This window comes from Aquimarina sp. RZ0 (assembly GCF_008370685.1).
Classification (GTDB): Bacteria; Bacteroidota; Bacteroidia; order Flavobacteriales; family Flavobacteriaceae; genus Aquimarina.
The window spans coordinates 192,185-212,873 of sequence record NZ_VTZU01000002.1; the positions used below are offsets into that span (position 1 = coordinate 192,185).

14 protein-coding genes are annotated in these 20,689 nt (G+C 33.9%); 9 read left to right on the top strand and 5 right to left on the bottom strand.

The features are described 5' to 3' along the window. Positions 1-149 precede the first annotated feature (149 nt). Complete coding sequence (locus F0000_RS28175) at positions 150-3,635, top strand: Ig-like domain-containing protein (RefSeq protein WP_255452590.1); 3,486 nt, start codon at positions 150-152, stop codon at positions 3,633-3,635. Positions 3,636-3,989: 354 nt separating this feature from the next. Here F0000_RS28175 and yaaA read toward each other — a convergent pair whose 3' ends face one another. Further along, a complete protein-coding gene (gene yaaA / locus F0000_RS01615; RefSeq protein WP_149622947.1) occupies positions 3,990-4,751 on the bottom strand; it encodes a peroxide stress protein YaaA in 762 nt (253 codons plus the stop codon). Positions 4,752-5,242: 491 nt separating this feature from the next. Between yaaA and F0000_RS01620 the strand changes: the two genes are divergently transcribed. Next, positions 5,243-6,610, top strand: a complete 1,368-nt coding sequence (locus F0000_RS01620) for a glycoside hydrolase family 71/99-like protein (protein WP_149622948.1) — start codon at positions 5,243-5,245, stop codon at positions 6,608-6,610. Positions 6,611-6,694: 84 nt separating this feature from the next. Here F0000_RS01620 and F0000_RS01625 read toward each other — a convergent pair whose 3' ends face one another. The 3 genes from F0000_RS01625 to F0000_RS01635 form a co-directional block, all read right to left on the bottom strand. Continuing rightward, positions 6,695-6,886 (bottom strand): cold-shock protein, encoded by a 192-nt coding sequence (locus tag F0000_RS01625; RefSeq protein WP_034244160.1) that lies wholly within the window; start codon positions 6,884-6,886, stop codon positions 6,695-6,697. A gap of 123 nt (positions 6,887-7,009) precedes the next feature. Continuing rightward, positions 7,010-8,056: an RluA family pseudouridine synthase gene (locus F0000_RS01630; protein WP_255452591.1), complete on the bottom strand. Its 1,047-nt coding sequence runs from the start codon at positions 8,054-8,056 to the stop codon at positions 7,010-7,012. Between the two features lie 26 nt (positions 8,057-8,082). Next, positions 8,083-8,670 carry a PASTA domain-containing protein gene (locus F0000_RS01635; protein ID WP_149622950.1) on the bottom strand — a complete coding sequence of 196 codons (588 nt, stop codon included), beginning with the start codon at positions 8,668-8,670 and terminating at the stop codon, positions 8,083-8,085. Positions 8,671-8,764: 94 nt separating this feature from the next. On the opposite strand from F0000_RS01635, the gene F0000_RS01640 reads away from it, so the two are divergent. The 7 genes from F0000_RS01640 (at position 8,765) to F0000_RS01670 (ending at position 16,352) form a co-directional block, all read left to right on the top strand. Next, entirely contained in the window at positions 8,765-9,754 is a 990-nt protein-coding gene (locus F0000_RS01640; protein WP_149622951.1) for a D-alanine--D-alanine ligase, read from the top strand. Between the two features lie 74 nt (positions 9,755-9,828). Then, entirely contained in the window at positions 9,829-10,296 is a 468-nt protein-coding gene (gene coaD / locus F0000_RS01645) for a pantetheine-phosphate adenylyltransferase (RefSeq protein ID WP_149622952.1), read from the top strand. A 251-nt stretch (positions 10,297-10,547) separates the two neighbouring features. After that, positions 10,548-11,942, top strand: a complete 1,395-nt coding sequence (locus tag F0000_RS01650) for a DUF1800 family protein (RefSeq protein WP_149622953.1) — start codon at positions 10,548-10,550, stop codon at positions 11,940-11,942. 11 nt (positions 11,943-11,953) lie between these two features. Then, positions 11,954-13,147, top strand: a complete 1,194-nt coding sequence (locus tag F0000_RS01655) for a DUF1501 domain-containing protein (RefSeq protein ID WP_149622954.1) — start codon at positions 11,954-11,956, stop codon at positions 13,145-13,147. A 78-nt stretch (positions 13,148-13,225) separates the two neighbouring features. Further along, on the top strand, positions 13,226-13,954 hold the full coding sequence (locus tag F0000_RS01660) for a YafY family protein (protein WP_149622955.1): 729 nt from the start codon (positions 13,226-13,228) through the stop codon (positions 13,952-13,954). A 45-nt stretch (positions 13,955-13,999) separates the two neighbouring features. Further along, the gene (locus tag F0000_RS01665; RefSeq protein ID WP_149622956.1) at positions 14,000-14,455 is read left to right on the top strand and encodes a GyrI-like domain-containing protein; all 456 of its coding nucleotides are present in this window, start codon (positions 14,000-14,002) and stop codon (positions 14,453-14,455) included. 580 nt (positions 14,456-15,035) lie between these two features. After that, positions 15,036-16,352, top strand: a complete 1,317-nt coding sequence (locus F0000_RS01670) for a T9SS type A sorting domain-containing protein (RefSeq protein ID WP_149622957.1) — start codon at positions 15,036-15,038, stop codon at positions 16,350-16,352. A gap of 284 nt (positions 16,353-16,636) precedes the next feature. Here F0000_RS01670 and F0000_RS01675 read toward each other — a convergent pair whose 3' ends face one another. Further along, positions 16,637-20,410 (bottom strand): T9SS type A sorting domain-containing protein, encoded by a 3,774-nt coding sequence (locus F0000_RS01675; RefSeq protein WP_149622958.1) that lies wholly within the window; start codon positions 20,408-20,410, stop codon positions 16,637-16,639. Between the last annotated feature and the right edge of the window lie 279 nt (positions 20,411-20,689).

Below are 20,689 nucleotides of genomic sequence, written 5' to 3' on the forward strand. Positions count from 1 at the left end.
TATCTTTGAAATAACTAAATACATAATTACATTATCTAAAAAATTAAGTTTTAACACCCCTCCCTCTTTTAAAACTTTATTTTTAACACCTTGGTTAAAAAAAAACTTAGGTCTTTATTTACTTTTATATTAACTAAACTTAAAAACCCATGAAAACCCTAGAAAGCTTTTTAGAAAAGCAGGTGTTTTTGAAAATTCTTTACGCAAAAATTTTTCGAAATTATCAAAAGTCTTTTTTCTCACTTCTTATCGCTTTAACACTATCTTTTTCGCTACAAGCCAAAGATATTTATGTAGCCAAAAATGGAAGTGACTCTAATGCCGGAACCCAAAATGCTCCTTTTAAAACAATAGCAAAAGCTTCATCCGTTGCCCGAGCTGGAGATATTGTCATTATCGGTGCAGGAACTTACGAAGAGTTATTAGAACCTGCAAGATCAGGAACACCCGGTAATCCAATAGTTTATAGAGCCAAAACAGGAGAAAAAGTAATTATTACAGCTATGCAGGCTGTTAACAACTGGATCGTTGATCAAGGTAATATTTATAAGGCAACTGTCAATTGGGACCTAGGTCAGGATAATATGGCGCTTCATAATGACAATCTTATGGATCTTGCAAGGTGGCCAAATAATGTACCTCAAAACTTATTTAAACGCGATTATTTACCAGCCTGTAACAGAGGTGCTGCTGGTGGTGGAAAAACCTGGATGAATTATAATGGTAGTCAATCAAATGGTCACGCAAATAGTATTCCTCATGCCAGTAAATGGAAAAACGGGGGTTCTATTCATTTTTATGGAGGAGCAGGTTTTTTAGCCTGGACAGATTTTATAACCAATTCATCTTCGAATAGGATTGATTTCAAATTACAAAGAAGACAAAATTGGATTCAACTCAGACATCACCCTGGATATACGGGCCATGGAGTTAAAAAAGGTGAGTTTTTCCTTCAAGGGATTAAAGAAGCCCTGGATTATAAAAATGAGTGGTTTTATGATAAAAATAACAAAACACTTTATGTACAAATTGATGGAGGCGGTGCACCGGCTGCTAATTCTATTCGTTTTAGAAGAAGAACCCAAACCATTAAATTGAATAAAAACTATATCCATATTGAGAACTTAGCTGTTTTTGGTGGATCCATAGATATTAGTGGTAATAACAATAAATTATCCAGAGTATCAAGTTTTTATGGGAATCATACATTAGGTGTGATTGATGGATTTGACTCCAGAAGACAGAGTGTATTGATTACTGGTAATAAAAATACAATAGAACGATGTGAAATCGCCTGGGGTGCTGGTAATGGAGTATATGACAAAGGAGATGATAACAAATTATTGAATTCTTATGTTCACGATTTTAATTATTTAGGAAATTATGATTGTGTATTAAACACCCGTGGAGCAAAAAGAGGATCGTATAGAAACAATACACTCACCAGATCAGGAAAAGATATTATTCAGGCATACGTTGATGGAGGTGAATTTGCTTACAATGATATCAGCCTGAATAATTTTGTAGCCGATGATGGCGGATTACTATATACTACCAATGCGAGAGCAACAAAATCAAGTATTCATCATAATACTTTTCACGACTCGCAAGCAAGAAATGGTAGGTTTAAAGGAACAGGAATTTATCTAGACAATGACTCAAAAAACTGGGATGTTTATAATAATGTAGTTTGGAATACAAAATGGACTAACATTCAAATCAATTGGAACGGAACCAACCTCAAAATTTATAACAACACTTTTGCAAAAGGTTCGGCCACTATGGGAGCATGGCATAAGGCAGGAACAAGATTTAGTAATGTACAGGTGTGGAATAATATCACAGACAAAGAGGCCGTAGATCAACAAGGAAACCAGGAAAGCGAAAGCACTTGGGAGCCGCAATCAGATAAGCAGAATAACCTGGTCAGTCGAGCTTCTTTTAATAACTACAACAATAATGATTATACATTAAAAAGAGGTGCACAGGCAATAGATTTTGGTAGAGTAATAGCAGGATATACAGATGGATTCCAAGGAAGAAAGCCTGATGCTGGTGCCTATGAGTCGGGGCTCCCTCCTTTTAAAACAGGAATAAACTGGAACATAGCTTCCGGACCAACTGGATTAGGGTGTTATGGACTCCCAGGTGAAGCTACGAATTGTAACCCTGGCGGTGGTGGTGGAAACACGGCTTCTGTGACGGCAGTAAATATCTCTGATAATAATGTTACTCTAAACATTAACCAAACCAGAGATTTAAATGCTACAGTAATCCCTGATAATGCTACTGATAAATCTGTAACCTGGTCATCTAATAATACTTCTATAGCCACAGTAAACTCAAATGGTCTGGTAAGAGCAATATCAGAAGGTTCGGCAATAATAACGGTAACCACAACAGATGGTAATAAAAAGGCTACCAGTACTATAAATGTTACCGACAATACTTCTCCACCACCACCTCCATCAGGAGGAGACATTGTGATAGAAGCAGAAACTTTCACAAATACTAATGGTACATTTAATGATGAAAGTGACGGTGGTCCGGGATTAGGTATGAATGCTACTGCTATAGGTGTAAACTATGTTAATAGCGGAGATTGGTCTGAGTACACTATTAATGTAGGTACTGCTGGAGAATATAGTATTACTTATCAGATATCTACTCCTTCTGATAATGCACAGATCCAATTATTAATTGATGATACTTTAGTCGCTACAGATAATGTATCTAATAATGGTAATTGGGATAATTATACTGCTTTAGTATCTTCAAGTACAATTGCAAACCTGAGTTCGGGGAGACATACTGTTCGTGTAGTAGCATCTGGATCTAATCCTTGGCAATGGAATCTAGATAAAATTGTATTAAGACGAATTGGAGGAAATGATGGCGGAGGAAATGGACAATCTACCACCGTAACTTTAGCTCCGATTCATGATGCCTATATGCAAGGAAATACCCGTCAGAACATCAATATTATACGATTAGAAAAAAATAAACGAGTAGCATATCTAATGTTTGACCTTTCTTCAGTGAATGGGACTATAAAAGAAGCCTCACTTAATTTTACAGTAAATTCTGATGCTGGAAACGGCGAAGTTACCATCTATAAAGGAAATAACAATAATTGGACAGAACAAAACCTGTCTAACAATAACAAGCCCGCAAAATCAGGAGTACTTGGTTCGATTAATAGCACTTACGCTATTGGTAATACTAAGACAGTTTCCCTTCAGCCAGCATCCATTTCAGGAAATAAAGTTTCCTTTATCTTGGAAGCAGTCTCTGGTAATGACTTTGCATTTGCTTCAAAAGAACACGGATCTGCTGCAAAACCAGAACTGGTATTAACTTATGAAGGTACTCGTAGAGAAAATAATGAATTGATTAATTCTTTTGAAATTTATCCCAACCCTACAGAAGATATCATTACATTCACTAGTGACATGACTAATAAGAGAATTAAGTTATATGATATGTTAGGAAGATTACAAAGGAATATTGTTTTCAAAAAAGGAGAAAACACATTAGATCTTAGCGTATTAGAATCAGGATATTACCTTCTAAATATTTTGGACACAGAAAAGTCTAATGAAGTAATAGCAACTAAAAAGCTTATCAAGCAATAATAGCTATTTCTTAATGAGTTTAATTTTGGGCTCAATAAAAAGATCTATTAAAATTCATAAAAAACCACTTACATGAGTTGATTTTTAAAATCTATACTCGTTTAAGTGGTTTTTTTTATATAAAAACTATGTCAGAAATAATACCAGTTCTTAGATGAAATCACCGTAAACTGAATCGAATTATTTTTTAATTCAGACAACAAAGAAAATTCATAGATAGCAGTGCTATTAATATTTTTATTTCGAGGTGTGAAACAAAAAGAAATGATTTTAATTTGAGAGTGGTATAAGTTATTAATCAACAGTTCTATTTTTTTACCTTGTGTACAAAACATACAACTTCTTAGAAACAGATTATCTTATAAAAACCAACTCATTAGGTTTGCTGGTATGCGCTTCGCTAAAACCATAACCTTCGTAATTAAAACCTTTTAAATCTTCTATAGTTTCTGCTCTAGTGTCTATAATATATCGAACCATCATTCCTCTTGCTTTTTTGGCAAAAAAACTAATTATCTTTAACTTATCTCCCTTCCAATCCTTAAATTGTGGAGTAATTACCGGAACTTTTAGTGATTTGGTATCGATGGCACTAAAATATTCGTTGCTTGCCAGATTTACGAATAATTCGTCATCCTGCAACTCTTCATTGAGCTTATCAGTTAATTGTTTTTTCCAGAATTCATATAAATTATTCTTACGCCCTACCTTTAGTTTTGTTCCCATCTCCAGACGATATGGCTGTATTAAATCCAGTGGTTTTAATATACCATAAAGCCCAGAAAGTATCCTGAGTTTATCTTGCAACGCTTCTAATCTATCTTCTGGAATCGTGTAACTGTCTAATCCTGTATATACATCTCCATTAAAGGCATATACGGCAGGTCTTGCGTTCTCTGCTGTAAAAGGCATGTGCCATTCCTGGTTACGCTGCCAGTTTAATTGTGCTAATTTATCACTAATCCCCATTAAATCAGAAAGTTTCTTTGGTGTCTTTTTCTGAAGAATCATATTTAACTTTTCTGATTCCTCTAAAAATGCGGATTCTGTAAACTTCTGGGTAGGTAATTGGGTTTCAAAATCTAATGATTTAGCCGGAGATATTACTATTTTCATCTATTTTTATTATTTTTTAATTATCAGATAGAATTCGCCATTGAACGTTTAACTACCTTTCATGTTTTTTAGAGTGTCGTTGATCCTTTGGTTTCGGTCGGTATCAATATAGTCATTATACCGTATTTCATATTACTTTTTTTGCGTATCAAAAATACAATAGTCAATTGATAATTAAAATCCACACTCGTATTTCTTATCTATCCGGCTATTAGAAAGATCTATTTCTAAAAAAAACGATCAAAATTTTTAGATCTTATTAAATAACAATCAATTCTTTACTAACCAACTAAATCTGCAAATTGATACGATTTATTTTTTTTAACATAAAAAATCCCCTATATTTGACACTATTAACGTACTCCTCCGAGATTAAAACCTCACTATTGTCATATAGTCTTTTGATTAATCAATTGCTATTCACACAAAAAATCTAATTAAAAAGTAAAACTTGCTAATAATTTTTTGTTTAATAACAACCCGACTATGACATGGTACAACCTACAATTAAATCAATCGCCTTACTCCTTATTATCATTTTCTTTTATTCTTGTGAAGAGGAAGAGTCTCACTTTATTAATACAGAACAAACATCTCCTCAAGTAATACAGGTGCAAGATACTACGTATACTGACACACAGCTTAAACAAGTACTAGAAGAAGAAAAGCAACTTATAGAAGTAACTAGAAAAGGATATATTAGGGATATATCTGGTATGGATGTGGAAAAAACGAATCCAAAAAAAATATATGTTCATTACATGCCATGGTTTCAGAGTAAGGATTTTGATGGATATTGGGGCAAACATTGGACTATGGCCAATCAAAATCCCGATAATATAGATAGCAACGGCAAAAGAGAAATTGCTTCCTATTACTATCCGGCTATAGGTCCTTATTCTTCTAATGATCCAGATCTGCACGAGTATCACTTTTTAATGATGAAACTGGCAGGAGTAGATGGAGTTATATTTGACTGGTATGGAAGTAAAGACCTGCACGATTATAAAAAAATTAAAATTGCAACCGAAACTTTTATAACTACCTTAGAAGACTTAGGTCTTGGTTTTTCTATTATGTATGAAGACAGAGCGGCAGTCCATGCATATAACCAAGAAATATCTCCCAGTATTGTAAAAGCTGCACAAGATGATTTTTTATATATTATTGACACTTATTTCTCTAGCCCAAAATATATAAAACATAATAATAAAAACTTATTATTCATATTTGGACCTCATTATATCACCACTCAAAATGAATGGAATACTATTTTTGACGCATTGCCTATAGAAAATCACCCAGATTTTTTGACATTATGGGCATCTAATAATCTGGTGGGCAAAAACGCAACCGGAGAATTTTTATGGGTTGATAAAGGGCATTTATCAACTCACGAAAATTATTATAATACTTATGATATAGTAAACATGACAACTGTTGGATCTTCATATCCCGGATTTAGGAGTTTTTATGCGGATGGCGGTTGGACTGAAGGTATAAACAATTGGAGTATTGACCATGATGCGGGGCAAACTTTTGCTGAAACATTGAACTATACGCATCATGAATTATCTGATTTTATCCAGATCATAACCTGGAATGATTTTGGAGAAGGAACAATGATCGAACCTACAAAAGAATTTGGTTTTACATACCTACAACTTTTACAGCAGTACACTGGTGTTAAATTCACACCCAATGATCTAAAAGTAGCATTAAAACTATATAAAGCTCGTAAAAATTATCGAAATAACAAGAAGATTCAAAAATACCTCGACCGCGCCTATTTTTATGTCAAAAAACGTAATCTAAAACGTGCTAATAAAATAATAAAAGCAATCACGAGGTTTTATTAAAAGATAAAATATTCATATTTATAGTACAAAAAAAGCCTATCATAACTGATAGGCTTGTGTTCTAAAAAAGTCAAAAAATGTATATTATAATACCTTCACGTTTACCGCGTTCATTCCTTTTTTACCTTCTTTTAGATCAAATTCAACTTCGTCACCTTCTCTAACTTCGTCGATTAAGCCTGAGATGTGTACAAAATGGTCTTTGTTTGATCCTTCTTCTGTGATGAATCCAAATCCTTTGGAGTCATTAAAAAATTTTACTGTTCCTTTGTTCATTATAAATAATTAAAAAGCGAAGATAATATTATTTCGTCAAGAATCCCTATTTATTTAAAAATAAAGTTTTTAGTAACATATCCTTAATGATTAATATGCATAACAATAATGTCAAATTGTTGATTAACCCTCTGATAACTGATTCTTAGCATAGTTTCTCCACCGCTCAATACATTGCTGTATATCGTCAGGAATTATAGTTTCAAAATGTAATTTCTCTCCAGTGACCGGGTGTATAAAGCCCAATGTTCTTGCATGAAGTGCCTGTCTTGGCAACGTTTTAAAGCAATTTTCTACAAACTGCTTGTATTTTGTAAAAGTGGTTCCTTTAAGAATCTTTTCTCCCCCGTACCGTTCATCATTAAATAAGGTATGTCCTACATATTTCATATGCACGCGAATCTGATGTGTTCTTCCTGTTTCTAATCTACAGGAAACCAGGGTAACATACCCTAAACGTTCTATAATTTTATAATGCGTAACAGCCGGCTTTCCTTTTTCGGCATCATCGCCTTCAAAAACCGTATTCTGCAATCGATTTTTAGGATGACGCCCGATATTCCCTTCTATCGTTCCTTCGTCTTCCTCCATATTACCCCAAACAATTGCTACATACTCCCGCTCTGATGTTTTATCAAAAAATTGCTTTGATAAATGTGCCATGGCTTCTTCTGTCTTGGCAATCACCAATAAACCACTTGTGTCTTTGTCAATACGATGTACTAATCCCGGACGATTGCTACTATTATTTGGCAGATTGTCAAAATGATAAATCAATGCATTTATAAGAGTTCCTGAATAATTACCGTGACCAGGATGCACAACCATTCCCGGAGGTTTATTCACAACCAACAATACATCATCTTCATACACAATATCCAACGGAATATCTTCTGGAGTAAGTAGATTTTCATATGGCGGATGAGAAAAAAGAACGCGTACTATATCATTAGGTTTAACCTTATGATTTGATTTAACCGCCACATCATTTACAAAAACACTCCCCTCTTTTGCTGCTTGTTGTATTTTATTACGGGTTGCATTTTCAACAAAATTCATTAAAAACTTGTCTACTCTTAGCGGGACTTGCCCTGCACCAGCTACAAAACGATGATGTTCATATAGGTCATCATTATTGTCAATACTTTCTATATCCGGGTTTTCCTCCAAAATTAATATGTTGCTATTTATGTAAATTATTTATTTGCTGAAAGATTTACTTTTTCGCCACTTTCATCACCTACAACCAAATCAATAACAGAAGTTTTGGTTAGCTTATCTCCTGGTTTAATCTTCTTGCCTTTATGTCTTAACTCTAATACCAAGCTAGACATATCCGGCACTCTGGTAATAGTACCTATTTTAAACCCAAGAGCAACTAATTTAGGTTCTGCCTGCCTCAATGTCCTTTGTACAACTTTAGGCACTTCTATTTTCCTGTATCCAGACGGATTTAATGTAACATAAATCTTACGATTTTCTTTAACCATATTACCTGCAACCGGGTTTTGATCAATTACAGAATACCTTGGAAAATTAGGGTTAAAATTAGCTGAATCCTGAACTTCAAACCTTAGCCCCTTATCTTCTAAAACAATTTGTACATCATCCAGCGTTTTCTTACTCAAACTTGGTACTACAATGCGCTGGTCATGATTTGTCGAACCTTCTAACCATTGTAAAGCCAAATAACATAATATAGTAACCGTGGCTATAGCAAGTACTAGCTGAATGAGAAATGTTTTACTGAAAATAAATTTAAAAAGACCTTTTAAAAATTCCATAAATTGATTGATATTTTGAGCAAAGATATAAAAACGAAGAGTTTTTAGCTTTTGTTGTAGGATAAATGATACTTTTGTTTGTAAACCTTACTGAATGAAAAAAAATATTGCCATCCTAATGGGCGGATACTCCAGTGAATTTGATATTTCGATACAAAGCGGAAATGTAGTATATAAGCATTTGGATAAAAGTCTGTACAATCCGTATAGAGTTCATATAACCAAAGACTCCTGGTTTTATATAGATGATCAGGATCAAAAAACCCTTATTGATAAAAATGATTTCTCATTATCTAAAGACGGATCAAAAATAATATTTGATGCAGCTTTTAATATTGTTCACGGTAGCCCTGGTGAAGATGGTTTACTTCAGGCTTATTTTGAGCTCATAGGGATTCCACAAACTGCCTGTGATTTTTATCAGGCTGCACTAACATTTAATAAAAGAGACTGTATTAGTGCCCTAAAACCTTACGGAATTCCAACAGCTACTAATTATTTTCTTAATAAAGGAGATGCGATAGCTGTGAACGATATCATACATACTGTAGGATTGCCTTGCTTTGTAAAGGCCAATAAAGCAGGTAGTAGTTATGGCGTTTCTAAAGTGAACACAAAAGAAGAAATGCTTCCAGCCATTGATATTGCTTATAAGGAAGATGATGAGATTATTATCGAATCTTTTCTAAGCGGAACAGAGGTATCTGTAGGTGTTATAACTTATAAAGGGAAGGATCTTGTTTTGCCCATTACAGAGATTGTCTCAGAAAATGAGTTCTTTGATTATGAAGCTAAATATCTTGGTAAATCTCAGGAAATTACTCCTGCCAGATTGACCAAAGAACAAGAAGAAAAGGTACGAGAATTAGCATTAAAAATATATCAGATACTCAAGATGAAAGGATTTTCGAGGAGTGAATATATTTTTCATAATGGAGAACCTCATTTTGTAGAAATGAACACAAATCCGGGGTTTAGCGAAGCGAGTATTTTACCTCAACAAGCAATTGCCGCAGGTATCAGTCTCACAGAATTATTAACCAATACTATTGAGGAAAGTATAAAATCACAAAAATATAATTAATAAAAATTGAGATTCAGAATTCTTGATTATCGATTAGGAATTCTATATTTGTGTCCCTACAAAAATTATAACTCATGAGAAGAGCTGTATTTCCAGGTTCGTTTGACCCTATTACTTTAGGACATTATGATATTATTAAAAGAGGGCTTACACTCTTTGATGAAGTAATCCTTGCCATTGGCGTAAATGCAGAGAAAAAATATATGTTTTCTCTTGAAGAACGCAAGCATTTTATTGAAGAAGCTTTTAAAGATGAACCCAAGATTAAAGTCATGACTTATAAGGGGCTTACTGTTGATTTTTGTAAAAAACAAGATGCAGAATTTATTCTTAGAGGTTTACGTAATCCTGGGGATTTTGAGTTTGAAAAAGCAATTGCGCATACTAACCGGAAAATGACTGAGATAGAAACTGTGTTTTTATTAACTTCTTCGGGAAAAAGTTTCATCTCCTCCTCTATCGTTCGAGATGTAATACGCAATGGTGGCGATTATACCAGTTTTGTACCTGATACGGTAAAAGTAAATAACCAAAAAAGTTAAAAACATCAACACTTTTTGTCAAAATCGCCCGATAATACTATCTGCCGTAAAGAAAAAGGACAATTGAATATAATGTAATGTTATAGAAATTAAATCCATTTTTCTTTGAATGTCTTTTTACATGTTGTCTACACTATAGTACGGTTTCTTATCCCCGGAATATCTGAGATTCATTCTGCTTTTCATCACAAATACAATTTCTTGATTAAACCTTTTATAGTTTTCTAAGTCAAAACAAGAAAGCTATACGTATGCATAATCTTAGTGATAAAGAGATACAACACCTCTATTGGAGAACTGGTTTTGGGATTACTTCAGTAGAATTAAAAACTATCAGAAACTTTTCTAAAGAACAAATCATTGAGCAATTATTTTATCGAAGCAAAGAAGAAACTCCCCTGTACCTTGATCTTAAAACATTAGAAAAAGACCCTAAAACCTTACCAAGAGAAGAAAGACAAAAACTAAGAAAGCTTCGCAATGAAAAAATGCTAGAACTCTCAGTACGATGGCTTACACAATTGACCAGTACAGAACAAACACTTAGAGAAAAGCTAACCTTATTTTTTCATGATCATTTTGCAGTACGGTTAAAATCTCCCAGAGCTTGTTTACATCTTAATAATATCATCAGAAAACACGCTTTAGGAAATTTTGGAGAAATGTTACTAGAAGTTTCAAAATCTCCAGCCATGCTCCTTTTCCTAAACAATCGGCAGAATAGAAAGGATCGCCCTAATGAGAATTTTGCCCGTGAGGTCATGGAGCTATTTACTCTAGGAAGAGATAACGGATATACCGAAAAAGACATAAAAGAAGCTGCCAGAGCTTTTACCGGTTGGAATTTTAACAAAGAAGGTCTGTTTGTATTTAGAAAAAACCATCACGATAATGGTACTAAAACCTTTCTGGGAAAGACTGGACGTTTTACTGGAGAAGATATCATAAAAATAATACTCGAAGAAAAACAGACTGCCAGGTACATCACAGAGAAGATATATCGTTATTTTATTAATGACAAAATAAACGCTAAACATATTGAAGAACTGACCGATATTTTTTATAATGCTAATTATAATCTGGAAATCTTACTAAAAAAAATACTACATAGCAATTGGTTCTATACTACAGAAAATATTGGAGTCAAAATCAAATCCCCAGTCGAACTTATTGTAGGCATCAATAAAGCTTTTGATGTAACCTACACGAACTCAAAAGTACTGATATACCTACAACGAAAACTAAACCAACTATTATTCTTCCCACCCAATGTAGCAGGTTGGCCTGGTCGAAAAACCTGGATTGACAATTCTACACTAATGCTCCGTATGAAATTAGCTTCTGTCATTCTCAATAATGGTGTTATAGAATGGTACGATCAAAATGACACACCAGAAAGCATAAAGATGAAGCAAAACAGTTATAAAAAGAGAAAATCTCAAATAGAAAAGAAAGTAAAAACTCAAGTTGATTGGAATACTTTTCTTACTGAGTTGTATCAAAAAGATAAAGAATCTTTAATCGATTTTATCATACAACCTACAGTATCTATGGGAGCTGCAGCCGTAATCTCTACATTAAAGGCTAAAAACACCAAAAATTTTATTATTGAATTAATGAGTTTACCTGAATATCAACTTTGTTAAGACTAAAAACTATGGACAGAAGAGATTTTTTAAGACAATCCGTTTTTGCTTCAGGAATAACATTGATTCCTTCTTTTCTAAAAGGAATGGAGTTTTTATCACCCGATCAATTATCTGGATATAAAAATGTAATTATTATTCAACTCTCGGGAGGAAATGATGGACTCAATAGCATTATCCCCATTAGTAATGATATCTATCATAGCTCGAGACCTGATATCGCCAAAAAAAACAATCATACACTCAAAATAACAGATGATCTGGCTTTTAATAGTAACCTGAAAGCTATTAAAGAACTATACGACCTGGGAGAAGTATCTATTATCAATAATGTAGGATACCCTAATCCCAACCGATCTCATTTTAGGAGCACTGATATCTGGCAAACTGCAAGTGATACAAATCGATATCTATCAACCGGTTGGATAGGGAGATATCTGGATGCCAACTGCCAACACCCGCATCAGGCGATAGAAGTAGATACTGCACTCTCTCTTGCGCTAAAAGGAAATCGTATGAATGGCATTGCTGTTTCTAACCCTAATCAATTATATCAAACTACCCGGGAACCCTTTTTTAACAACCTTGTTTCTACCACAAACAAAGAAATGCTGGATGAAGACAATCAGGGATATCTTTATAAAACCATGTTAGAGACATATTCTTCTGCCTCATACATACATGAAACTTCCAAAATCTTTGCTACAGATACGGACTATCCACAATCTCCATTTGCCCAGCATCTAAAAACCATTGCTGATTTCATTATTTCTGGATTAAAAACCAGAATATTTTATAGTTCTCTCAGTGGTTTTGATAGCCATGTAAATCAATTAAATAGTCAGGATCGATTACTGGGTGTATATGCAGAAGCTATAAGTGCACTTGTAAAAGATTTAAAAAAGAATAATCGGTTTAAAGATACCTTAATTCTTACTTTTTCAGAATTTGGTCGCAGGGTAAAACAAAATGGAAGTCGGGGAACTGATCATGGAGCAGCAAATAATGTAGTGATTATTGGCGGTGCTCTAAAAAAAGCTGGAATATATAATGAGCTGCCTAACTTATCTGATCTGGATCATAATGGTGATATAAAGTACAGCGTGGATTTTAGAAGTATATACGCGACTATACTAAATCATTGGTTGCACGTTAGTGATATTCCTATTTTGAATAAAGATTTCAGAAAACTTGGATTCATTTAACAAAACTTTCTTAAGGTTGACTATTTAGAATTTTACAAGTACCTTCGTTTTCATATTCTCATAAATTATTTCTAGCCAATGAGTACTCAGGAAAAACCCAGACTTTCTAGATTGACAGCCATACTAACCCAATTACAGTCTAAACAGATTCTTACTGCAAGAGAAATAGCGCAGAAGCATCAGGTAAGTATTCGTACTGTATATCGAGATATACGAACATTGGAGAATTCTGGTATTCCGATAATTACCGAAGAAGGAAAAGGGTATTCGTTGATGGAAGGATTTACGCTTCCTCCTGTTATGTTTACACAAAATGAAGCCAATGCACTTATTACTGCAGAACAACTCATTCTTAAGAATAAAGATAATTCTTTTGTAGAAGATTATAAAAGCGCTATCACAAAAATGAAAGCAGTATTGCGCAACAATCAAAAAGAAAAAACAGAATTACTCTCAGAAAGAATTATCATTAGAGGTACTCATACAAATCAGACTACCAGTACAAATCTGATGACGATTCAATCTGCTATTACCAATTTTAATCTAATGCATATAGAATACCATTCTATACCTGGCAATATTACCCAAAGAGAGATTGAGCCTTTTGCGCTATATAGCACACAAGAAAACTGGATTTTAATTGCTTTTTGTAGGCTTCGTAAAGATTTCAGAGCCTTCAGATTAGACCATATCAAAACGATCAGTACGCTCCATCAAACATTTACACCCCATCCATTCACCTTACAAGAATACTTTAATGAATGTGCTAAAAAATATAAGTATCCCCCTGACACACCTCTGTCATAATACACGTGTACTTTTGTTTTGATTCTAACTTAAAACAAAATAATAATGACTACAAAACTTGATTCATTCACAGTAACTGGTATTTCTGTAAGAACTAACAAAAAGAGCGATGATTTTGCAAAAGATATTGGAGATTTATGGAATACTTTTATGTCAGAAGATATCCTTACCCAAATCCCAAATAGAATCAATGACACGGTCTATGCGATCTATACTGATTATGAAAGTGATTATACCGAAGGATATACGATGATTCTGGGTTGTCGGGTAGAAAACACGGATACTATTCCTGAAAAAATGGTGAGTACCATCATAAAAGAAGGAAACTATACGCAATTTACTGCCAAAGGCGATATTACCAAAGGTGTTATCTATAGCGAATGGGAAAATATCTGGAAATCTGATATACAGAGACTATACATTACGGATTTTGAAGTTTACGGAGCTAAAGCCCAGAACCCGCAAGATGCAGAAGTTGATATTTTTATAGCAACTATCTAATCTCTGTACAATATCTATATAAAACAATACCAATTCCATTATTAATCTAGGCAAATAATACGGCAATTGATCTAAAATATTCCAATGTAGGAAAACAGAAAATGAACTCATCTTGAGTGGTCGATTCCATCGAAAATTTTAGCTTTTGTACAGTCATAAAACTGATGTTTTTTCAGCACAGCCTTAAGGTCAAAAAAAACGATAAAATTAAAGTACAAAATGTAAATTTTGCAGGTCACGGCATGACTGGGGATGAGTTCCTCTTTTGAAATCATTATTTCAATAAAATTAACTAATTTTTAACGATTTTAGATTAGGGAAATATTACACAACACTGTTAGTAGTATATAAAGTAGACTAGCATTGTTGGATTAAGTAAATAAGACGCTTTTTATTCTAATAATTAAAGAGCAGCTTTCTTTAATAAAGTCTGAAAATTTTAGTGATGACTTTCTTTTTTTTAGATTAATAAAAAGAAACTAAAACTATAGTATGAAGCTGTTTTAAAGGGTTTTAATTATTTAAAGATCAAAGAATGTAGTTTACTATTAAAATCAATCTTTTTTAAACCTCACTACTAATGAAAATTATCTTTTACACATTTCACAAAACATTTTTATTTCTATCGTCATTTTTATTTTTGTATTCACCTGCTCAGGGTCAAAATGCAGGGATCTGCTCTGATCCATTCATCATACAATGTGGTATGAGTCTTACAGGAGATTTAGAAGACGGTGAAAATAATATAGAATCTTATGGAGAGTTTTTTACAGGACTCACAGGAGTAGAACAAATTTATGAACTTATACTAACTGAACCATCTACGGTAGAGGTTACACTAACAAACCTTACAGATGATCTGGAACTGGTGATCTTTTCAGATTGTAGTAATCCTAAAGCGGTGACCGGAAGTTTTGAAATAGGTAGTACTGTAGATGAGAGGGCTGTAGCAAACCTTGATGCTAAAAACACCTATTATATTGCAGTTGAAGGACACAAAACAGCAATATCTGATTACACACTCACCATAAATTGCACACCTCTTTGCAGTAATAATTCGGGACTTGTAGAAACATTTGAGAATGGAGAACCATCTGACTGGACTTTTACAGTATCTGGTAGTGGTGATCCTGATATTAGGAAATGGCGTTTTGATAATAGTGCCTTTGGCGTAGGTGTTACGAATGCTGGCAGCAGTAATTGGGCAAGTTTTGATGATTTTGTTATCGGTGAAAGTTTTCAAAATAACGTAGCCACCGCCACTACTCCAACTGTTGATCTCTCTGATCAGCAAAACATAAAATTATTTTTTGATTATGGATTTGATGAAACTATTTTTGTCACTGGTGATCAAACAAGACTTTCCATAACAGACGGTACAAAAACATACTATTGGCGAGGAGATCTTCTAACCTGGACAACTACATTATCTCCCTGGTTAGATGATGATGATACTCAATTCGCTATTACTTCTGATGCAATATTTAATGAACTTATTCCAACAGATTTAGATACCAGTAATCTATCTGTTACAATAGAGTATGATGATGGAGGTTCTGCATCTCAACCCGGTTGGGGGTTTGGGTTTGACAACTTTGTACTTTGTGGAGACACCGCTCCGGTTCTTTCAAATTCATCTGTAGCAAATATTATGGATAACACAATTCTTATATCAAATCCTATGAGCGATATTTTATCTATTCATAAGTTACCAAAAGGTCATTATACTACATCACTTTATTCTATGGAAGGAGTTGAAGTTTTGCATAAAGACATAAAAATGGGAGATCGTGAATATCAATTAGAATTACCCTCATTCCTAAGTACAGGGGTATACATCCTTAGAATTTCAAACAATAACTCTGTTATCAATAAAAAAATATTAGTGAATAGCTAATCTAAAAATTGCTTAGTCCCCAAAAAACAATATACATATCTAGTCTTTATTTTATTTAATCTGAAAGTATTTTTTGGTTAATCTTTAATAAATTTTCCCCAATTAAAGGACTAAAAATGCTAATTCATTTCAACAAAAAAATCTTTTGAAAGATTCATAATAAAAAGAGGGTGTTTGAAAAGTCAAACACCCTCTTTTATTTATTCAATACTTTTAATCCGTATCATATACCATAATCATAGTATAAAATCAATTTTAAAAAATTTAAAATGAATCAACATAGGTTATAATTTTGTTATTTTTGAGGTGCGTTCTATATTCTCATTCTTTACATTTACCAAATACATTCCCTTAGACCATCGGGACGTGTCAATAATTAATCCAGTATCATTATGAAGTAAATTATTTTTATACACTTCTTTACCTGTCATATCTGTAACTTTTACAAAGGTTTCTTTACTAATCTGATCTACAAAATCAATCGTAAAAGAATCGTGTGTAGGATTCGGATAGAGCCTAAACATATCAGCTACTATCGTGTTTCCTTTCCCGTTGTTCTCTATTTCATTATTGACGACATCACCAAATAAGGAAAATGCAAGATTACTTCTGGTAGTCAAATCATTACCTATTGATGCATTGACAGGCATCCAAATTACCGGATCTCCAACATTAAAAAAACTCGCCCTAAAATGAGCATTGGCTCCTGCTTCTTCATACCTGGGATCACCTTCAGGAATATCCGTGGATAAAAAACCGTATGAATTAAGTATCGAACTTTTATTTTCTTTTATCCAAACAATCCAATAGATACCTTCAGTAAGTTCAATAGGTTCTGACAAAATATGATCAAAATATCCTCTTATAACTAAACCTTGAGGATTTACACGCATTTGGCTTGTTCTTTCTATAATAAGTGCTCCAGGTTTTCCTTGATCATCTCCATAAATACGTAAGGTTGCGATATCAGAATTTTCTCCTCTATTACCAAAAGATGCTGATGATTGTATCAATCCTCTTATACGATCTATTCGCCATTTTTCTCCTTTTGGCACCGTTATATCATCAGCTACTTCTGCAAATAGTTTTCCTAACGTTGCATTAGGTTCTTCCACTTGGATAGAAGTAAGAATTTTTTTAGAATCTATTGTAAAACTATTGATATCTTTTATTTGATCATAAAAAGGTTCTTGTAGTGATTTAACTGTAAATTCTGTTGCAATTTTTTGTTCATCAGATGTTCCTATTAAGCGTATGATCGCTTCGCCTTCTCTATCATAATCAGGAACAGGTCGATTAAGTCTTTTAAAAGTTATCCATAAAAAATTATCTGCATCAATACGGGTATCTATAAAGTCAGTATTTGTATTTTCTGCAAATATCTGTATAGAAGCATTAGATATACTTCCTGTAACATCTTCATTTTTAAAAACATCTTTCAAATCCAGTTTTATCCTTTTTGGGGTTTCATCTAATGTAAACTCTATATCTTCTGGAGATTCATTAACAAATAATGTTTGAGATCCTGCAGGAGGAGTTACATTAAATTTTTTGCTAAATACTCCATTACCATGTACTGCCAATACTGCAAATCCATCTTTTCGGGTTTTGGCTTGCATAACGACTCCATCTCCAATTTGTTGACTCTCTAATTGCCATACTGTATGATCTCCCAATGTTCGGTTGGTATAATATAAACCAGTACTGGTAGCTGCCAGTAGCCCATCTCTATTCCCCAAAAAACTAACCCATCTTACAGATGGACCATTACCTGTACCATCTCTGTTCTCTTCCAGATTACCACTGATATCAGTCCAGGTGTTACCTCCATCTTCTGTCAAAAAAATACTTTTAACATTATAGTTAGAAAAAGCGATTACTACCCTATCCGAATAATTCGGGTCTACTTCTATACTACTAATAAACCCTCGCGCTGGAAACCCTTTATCTTTAAAGATCGCTACGGGTTCTGAAGAGGTAAGGTTTGCAAAATCCATACGGTAAAGCTGTCCTTGTCCCGTGCCATAATAAACCTTATGAGGCACAGGAAATTTAGAAACTCCTACTGCCGTAATTTGATTTAATTCTCTATCAAACTGATCTTTGACAGAAGGTACCAATGCTATACTTCTCCAATTGATATCAGATACTTCTGGAGCATTATCAATATCTGTAAATGTAGGTAACTCATCCATATTACTATTTCTGAATAGGGATCTGAAAGCAGGAACATACATGATATTATCATCATTAGGGTCCAATACAAAAGGAGTAATAAAACTAAAACCTCCTGCGGGAGCTTGTGCTCTGGCATAGGAAACCAGATCTCCATCTTCATTATAATTAATGCGAATAATATTCCCAAATTGAGTAGATACATAACGAGTACGTCCTTTATCGGCAAATGCATTAAAACTACCATCTCCTCCAAATTCTTCTTCCCAGGGAATTATTGGATTATTTGTATCTGTATACCAGGTTCCATTATCCTGAAAACCTGCCAATAATTCTTCACTTTCTGTTTCTGGATCAAAAGAAATGGCATAAGGTTGCGTAGTTAAATATCCATTATTTAAAGACTCCCAATCCACTGGCTCCTCAAAAGAGCGACTCTCTCTGATATTTTCTGTTCTGAATACTCCACCATCGTTGGCATTTAATACTCGATCAGGATCAGAAGGATAAAAAACTACTGCATGCATATCCGGATGCTGGTCAGGATATAAGGAAATATCATTCTTAGGCGAATATCCTCCTATCCAATTATTAGGAGTATCATCTACCCTTGATACAAATCCATCTGTAGTTCGAAACAAGTTTGTTCCTCCAAAAATAATAAAATCCGGATCTTGCGGATGTATTTCTAAGACCATATTGTATCCCCTTTGAGTATCTAAACCTCCAATAAAACCATTTAGGGCAGGAATCTGAGCAGACAGATCTGTCCATTTCTGGCTGTTATCAGCATTATACTTATATAATCGGACAAAAGAACTTCTAGTTGACATAACATACAGCTCATTGTCATTGGTAGGGTTCACAGCCAGCACAGATCTGTCAAAAATGTCTTTTAAAAACACTCCTTCTTTGTCAGAAATATTTACCCAATCTTTACCGTTATCTGAGGTATAAATCCCTTCTATTGGATTTATTGCAAATTCTGAAATATTAACACCTACAGAGGCATACAATTTTCCGGAAGAAGTGATTAAAATTTCTGTAATATGATTAGCTCCCGCAGGTAATACCTCTTCAAAACTTCTACCTCCATCTTGTGAGCGATGAATTCCATTCATAGTCGCTACATAGACATCACCAGTAATTGGATGTACCTTTATCTTATTAATCAGATCAAAGGGAGACACTGTATTGACAGAATTATCTAGAGTAGCAGTAAGTATCTCCCAGGTTCTTCCCCCATCCTGGGATTTATACATCCCTACACCAGTATACAGATTGGGGGTATTACTGCTTGCAGAACTTCCCAGCTGCTCTCCACCTCCGTAATACCAGATATGCTGATATCCTGGTCTTGGATCCTGAGCGATTGCAGTCACGCTGGGATTCTGAAATGGCCGGGTGACCTTGCGCCAGCTTTCTCCTCCGTCTTCTGATCTCCACATACCTCCAGAAACTCCTCCCGCAAGAATGATATCTTCATTACTAATATCTATTGCCAATGCACGGGTGCGGCCACCCACATTGTAAGGACCTCGGTTTACCCAATCGGTATTTGATTTCTGTAAAGTTGTTTTATTAAATGCTAGAGATTTTTTACTTTTTACAAATGCCTGTTCTTTCTTGTATATATTATTCGGGATTTTTCTCGTCACAGGATCACAAGTACGATCCAATTCATAATAAATTCGGTTTGCTGCACGATCTTTTGTCTTAAAGGGATTTACAGTATCCTTCTTCACTTTAGCTTGTTTATCAGCTAATTTTAATTGTTTATACAATTGATGCCCCTTTGGTAATTGAGACTTTGGTGTAGATTGTGCGTAGAATACTGTGATGCATGTACACCATACTACTATAATTTTGTATAGATTCTTCATGTTTTTTATTTTACTATTTTTTTGATACACTTATTTTAATTTTAAAAATGAAATCTCGTACCTGAAAAAAAAATGAATAACCTTATTACACGGAGTAAACTGTATCTTGATATCATACCATTGCTCCATAAAATATAGGTAGAATGGATACTGTAAGATCTTGCTCTTTATAGCTGTGATATGTATTCTTTTAAAAAAACAAAATGTATTACATCAAAATAAATTAGAGAATAGACCTTATAATCTATAGAAACTACAGGCATGGTAAACTCAAGGGTC

Excerpts from the sequence above, each read along its gene's own strand:
- F0000_RS01625 (WP_034244160.1), bottom strand. The coding sequence starts at position 6,886 with ATGAACAAAGGAACAGTAAAATTTTTTAATGACTCCAAAGGATTTGGA.
- F0000_RS01670 (WP_149622957.1), top strand. The coding sequence starts at position 15,036 with ATGAAAATTATCTTTTACACATTTCACAAAACATTTTTATTTCTATCG.
- F0000_RS01675 (WP_149622958.1), bottom strand. The coding sequence starts at position 20,410 with ATGAAGAATCTATACAAAATTATAGTAGTATGGTGTACATGCATCACA.
- F0000_RS01650 (WP_149622953.1), top strand. The coding sequence starts at position 10,548 with ATGCATAATCTTAGTGATAAAGAGATACAACACCTCTATTGGAGAACT.
- coaD (WP_149622952.1), top strand. The coding sequence starts at position 9,829 with ATGAGAAGAGCTGTATTTCCAGGTTCGTTTGACCCTATTACTTTAGGA.
- F0000_RS01620 (WP_149622948.1), top strand. The coding sequence starts at position 5,243 with ATGGTACAACCTACAATTAAATCAATCGCCTTACTCCTTATTATCATT.
- F0000_RS01655 (WP_149622954.1), top strand. The coding sequence starts at position 11,954 with ATGGACAGAAGAGATTTTTTAAGACAATCCGTTTTTGCTTCAGGAATA.
- F0000_RS01640 (WP_149622951.1), top strand. The coding sequence starts at position 8,765 with ATGAAAAAAAATATTGCCATCCTAATGGGCGGATACTCCAGTGAATTT.
- F0000_RS01635 (WP_149622950.1), bottom strand. The coding sequence starts at position 8,670 with ATGGAATTTTTAAAAGGTCTTTTTAAATTTATTTTCAGTAAAACATTT.
- yaaA (WP_149622947.1), bottom strand. The coding sequence starts at position 4,751 with ATGAAAATAGTAATATCTCCGGCTAAATCATTAGATTTTGAAACCCAA.
- F0000_RS01660 (WP_149622955.1), top strand. The coding sequence starts at position 13,226 with ATGAGTACTCAGGAAAAACCCAGACTTTCTAGATTGACAGCCATACTA.
- F0000_RS01665 (WP_149622956.1), top strand. The coding sequence starts at position 14,000 with ATGACTACAAAACTTGATTCATTCACAGTAACTGGTATTTCTGTAAGA.
- F0000_RS28175 (WP_255452590.1), top strand. The coding sequence starts at position 150 with ATGAAAACCCTAGAAAGCTTTTTAGAAAAGCAGGTGTTTTTGAAAATT.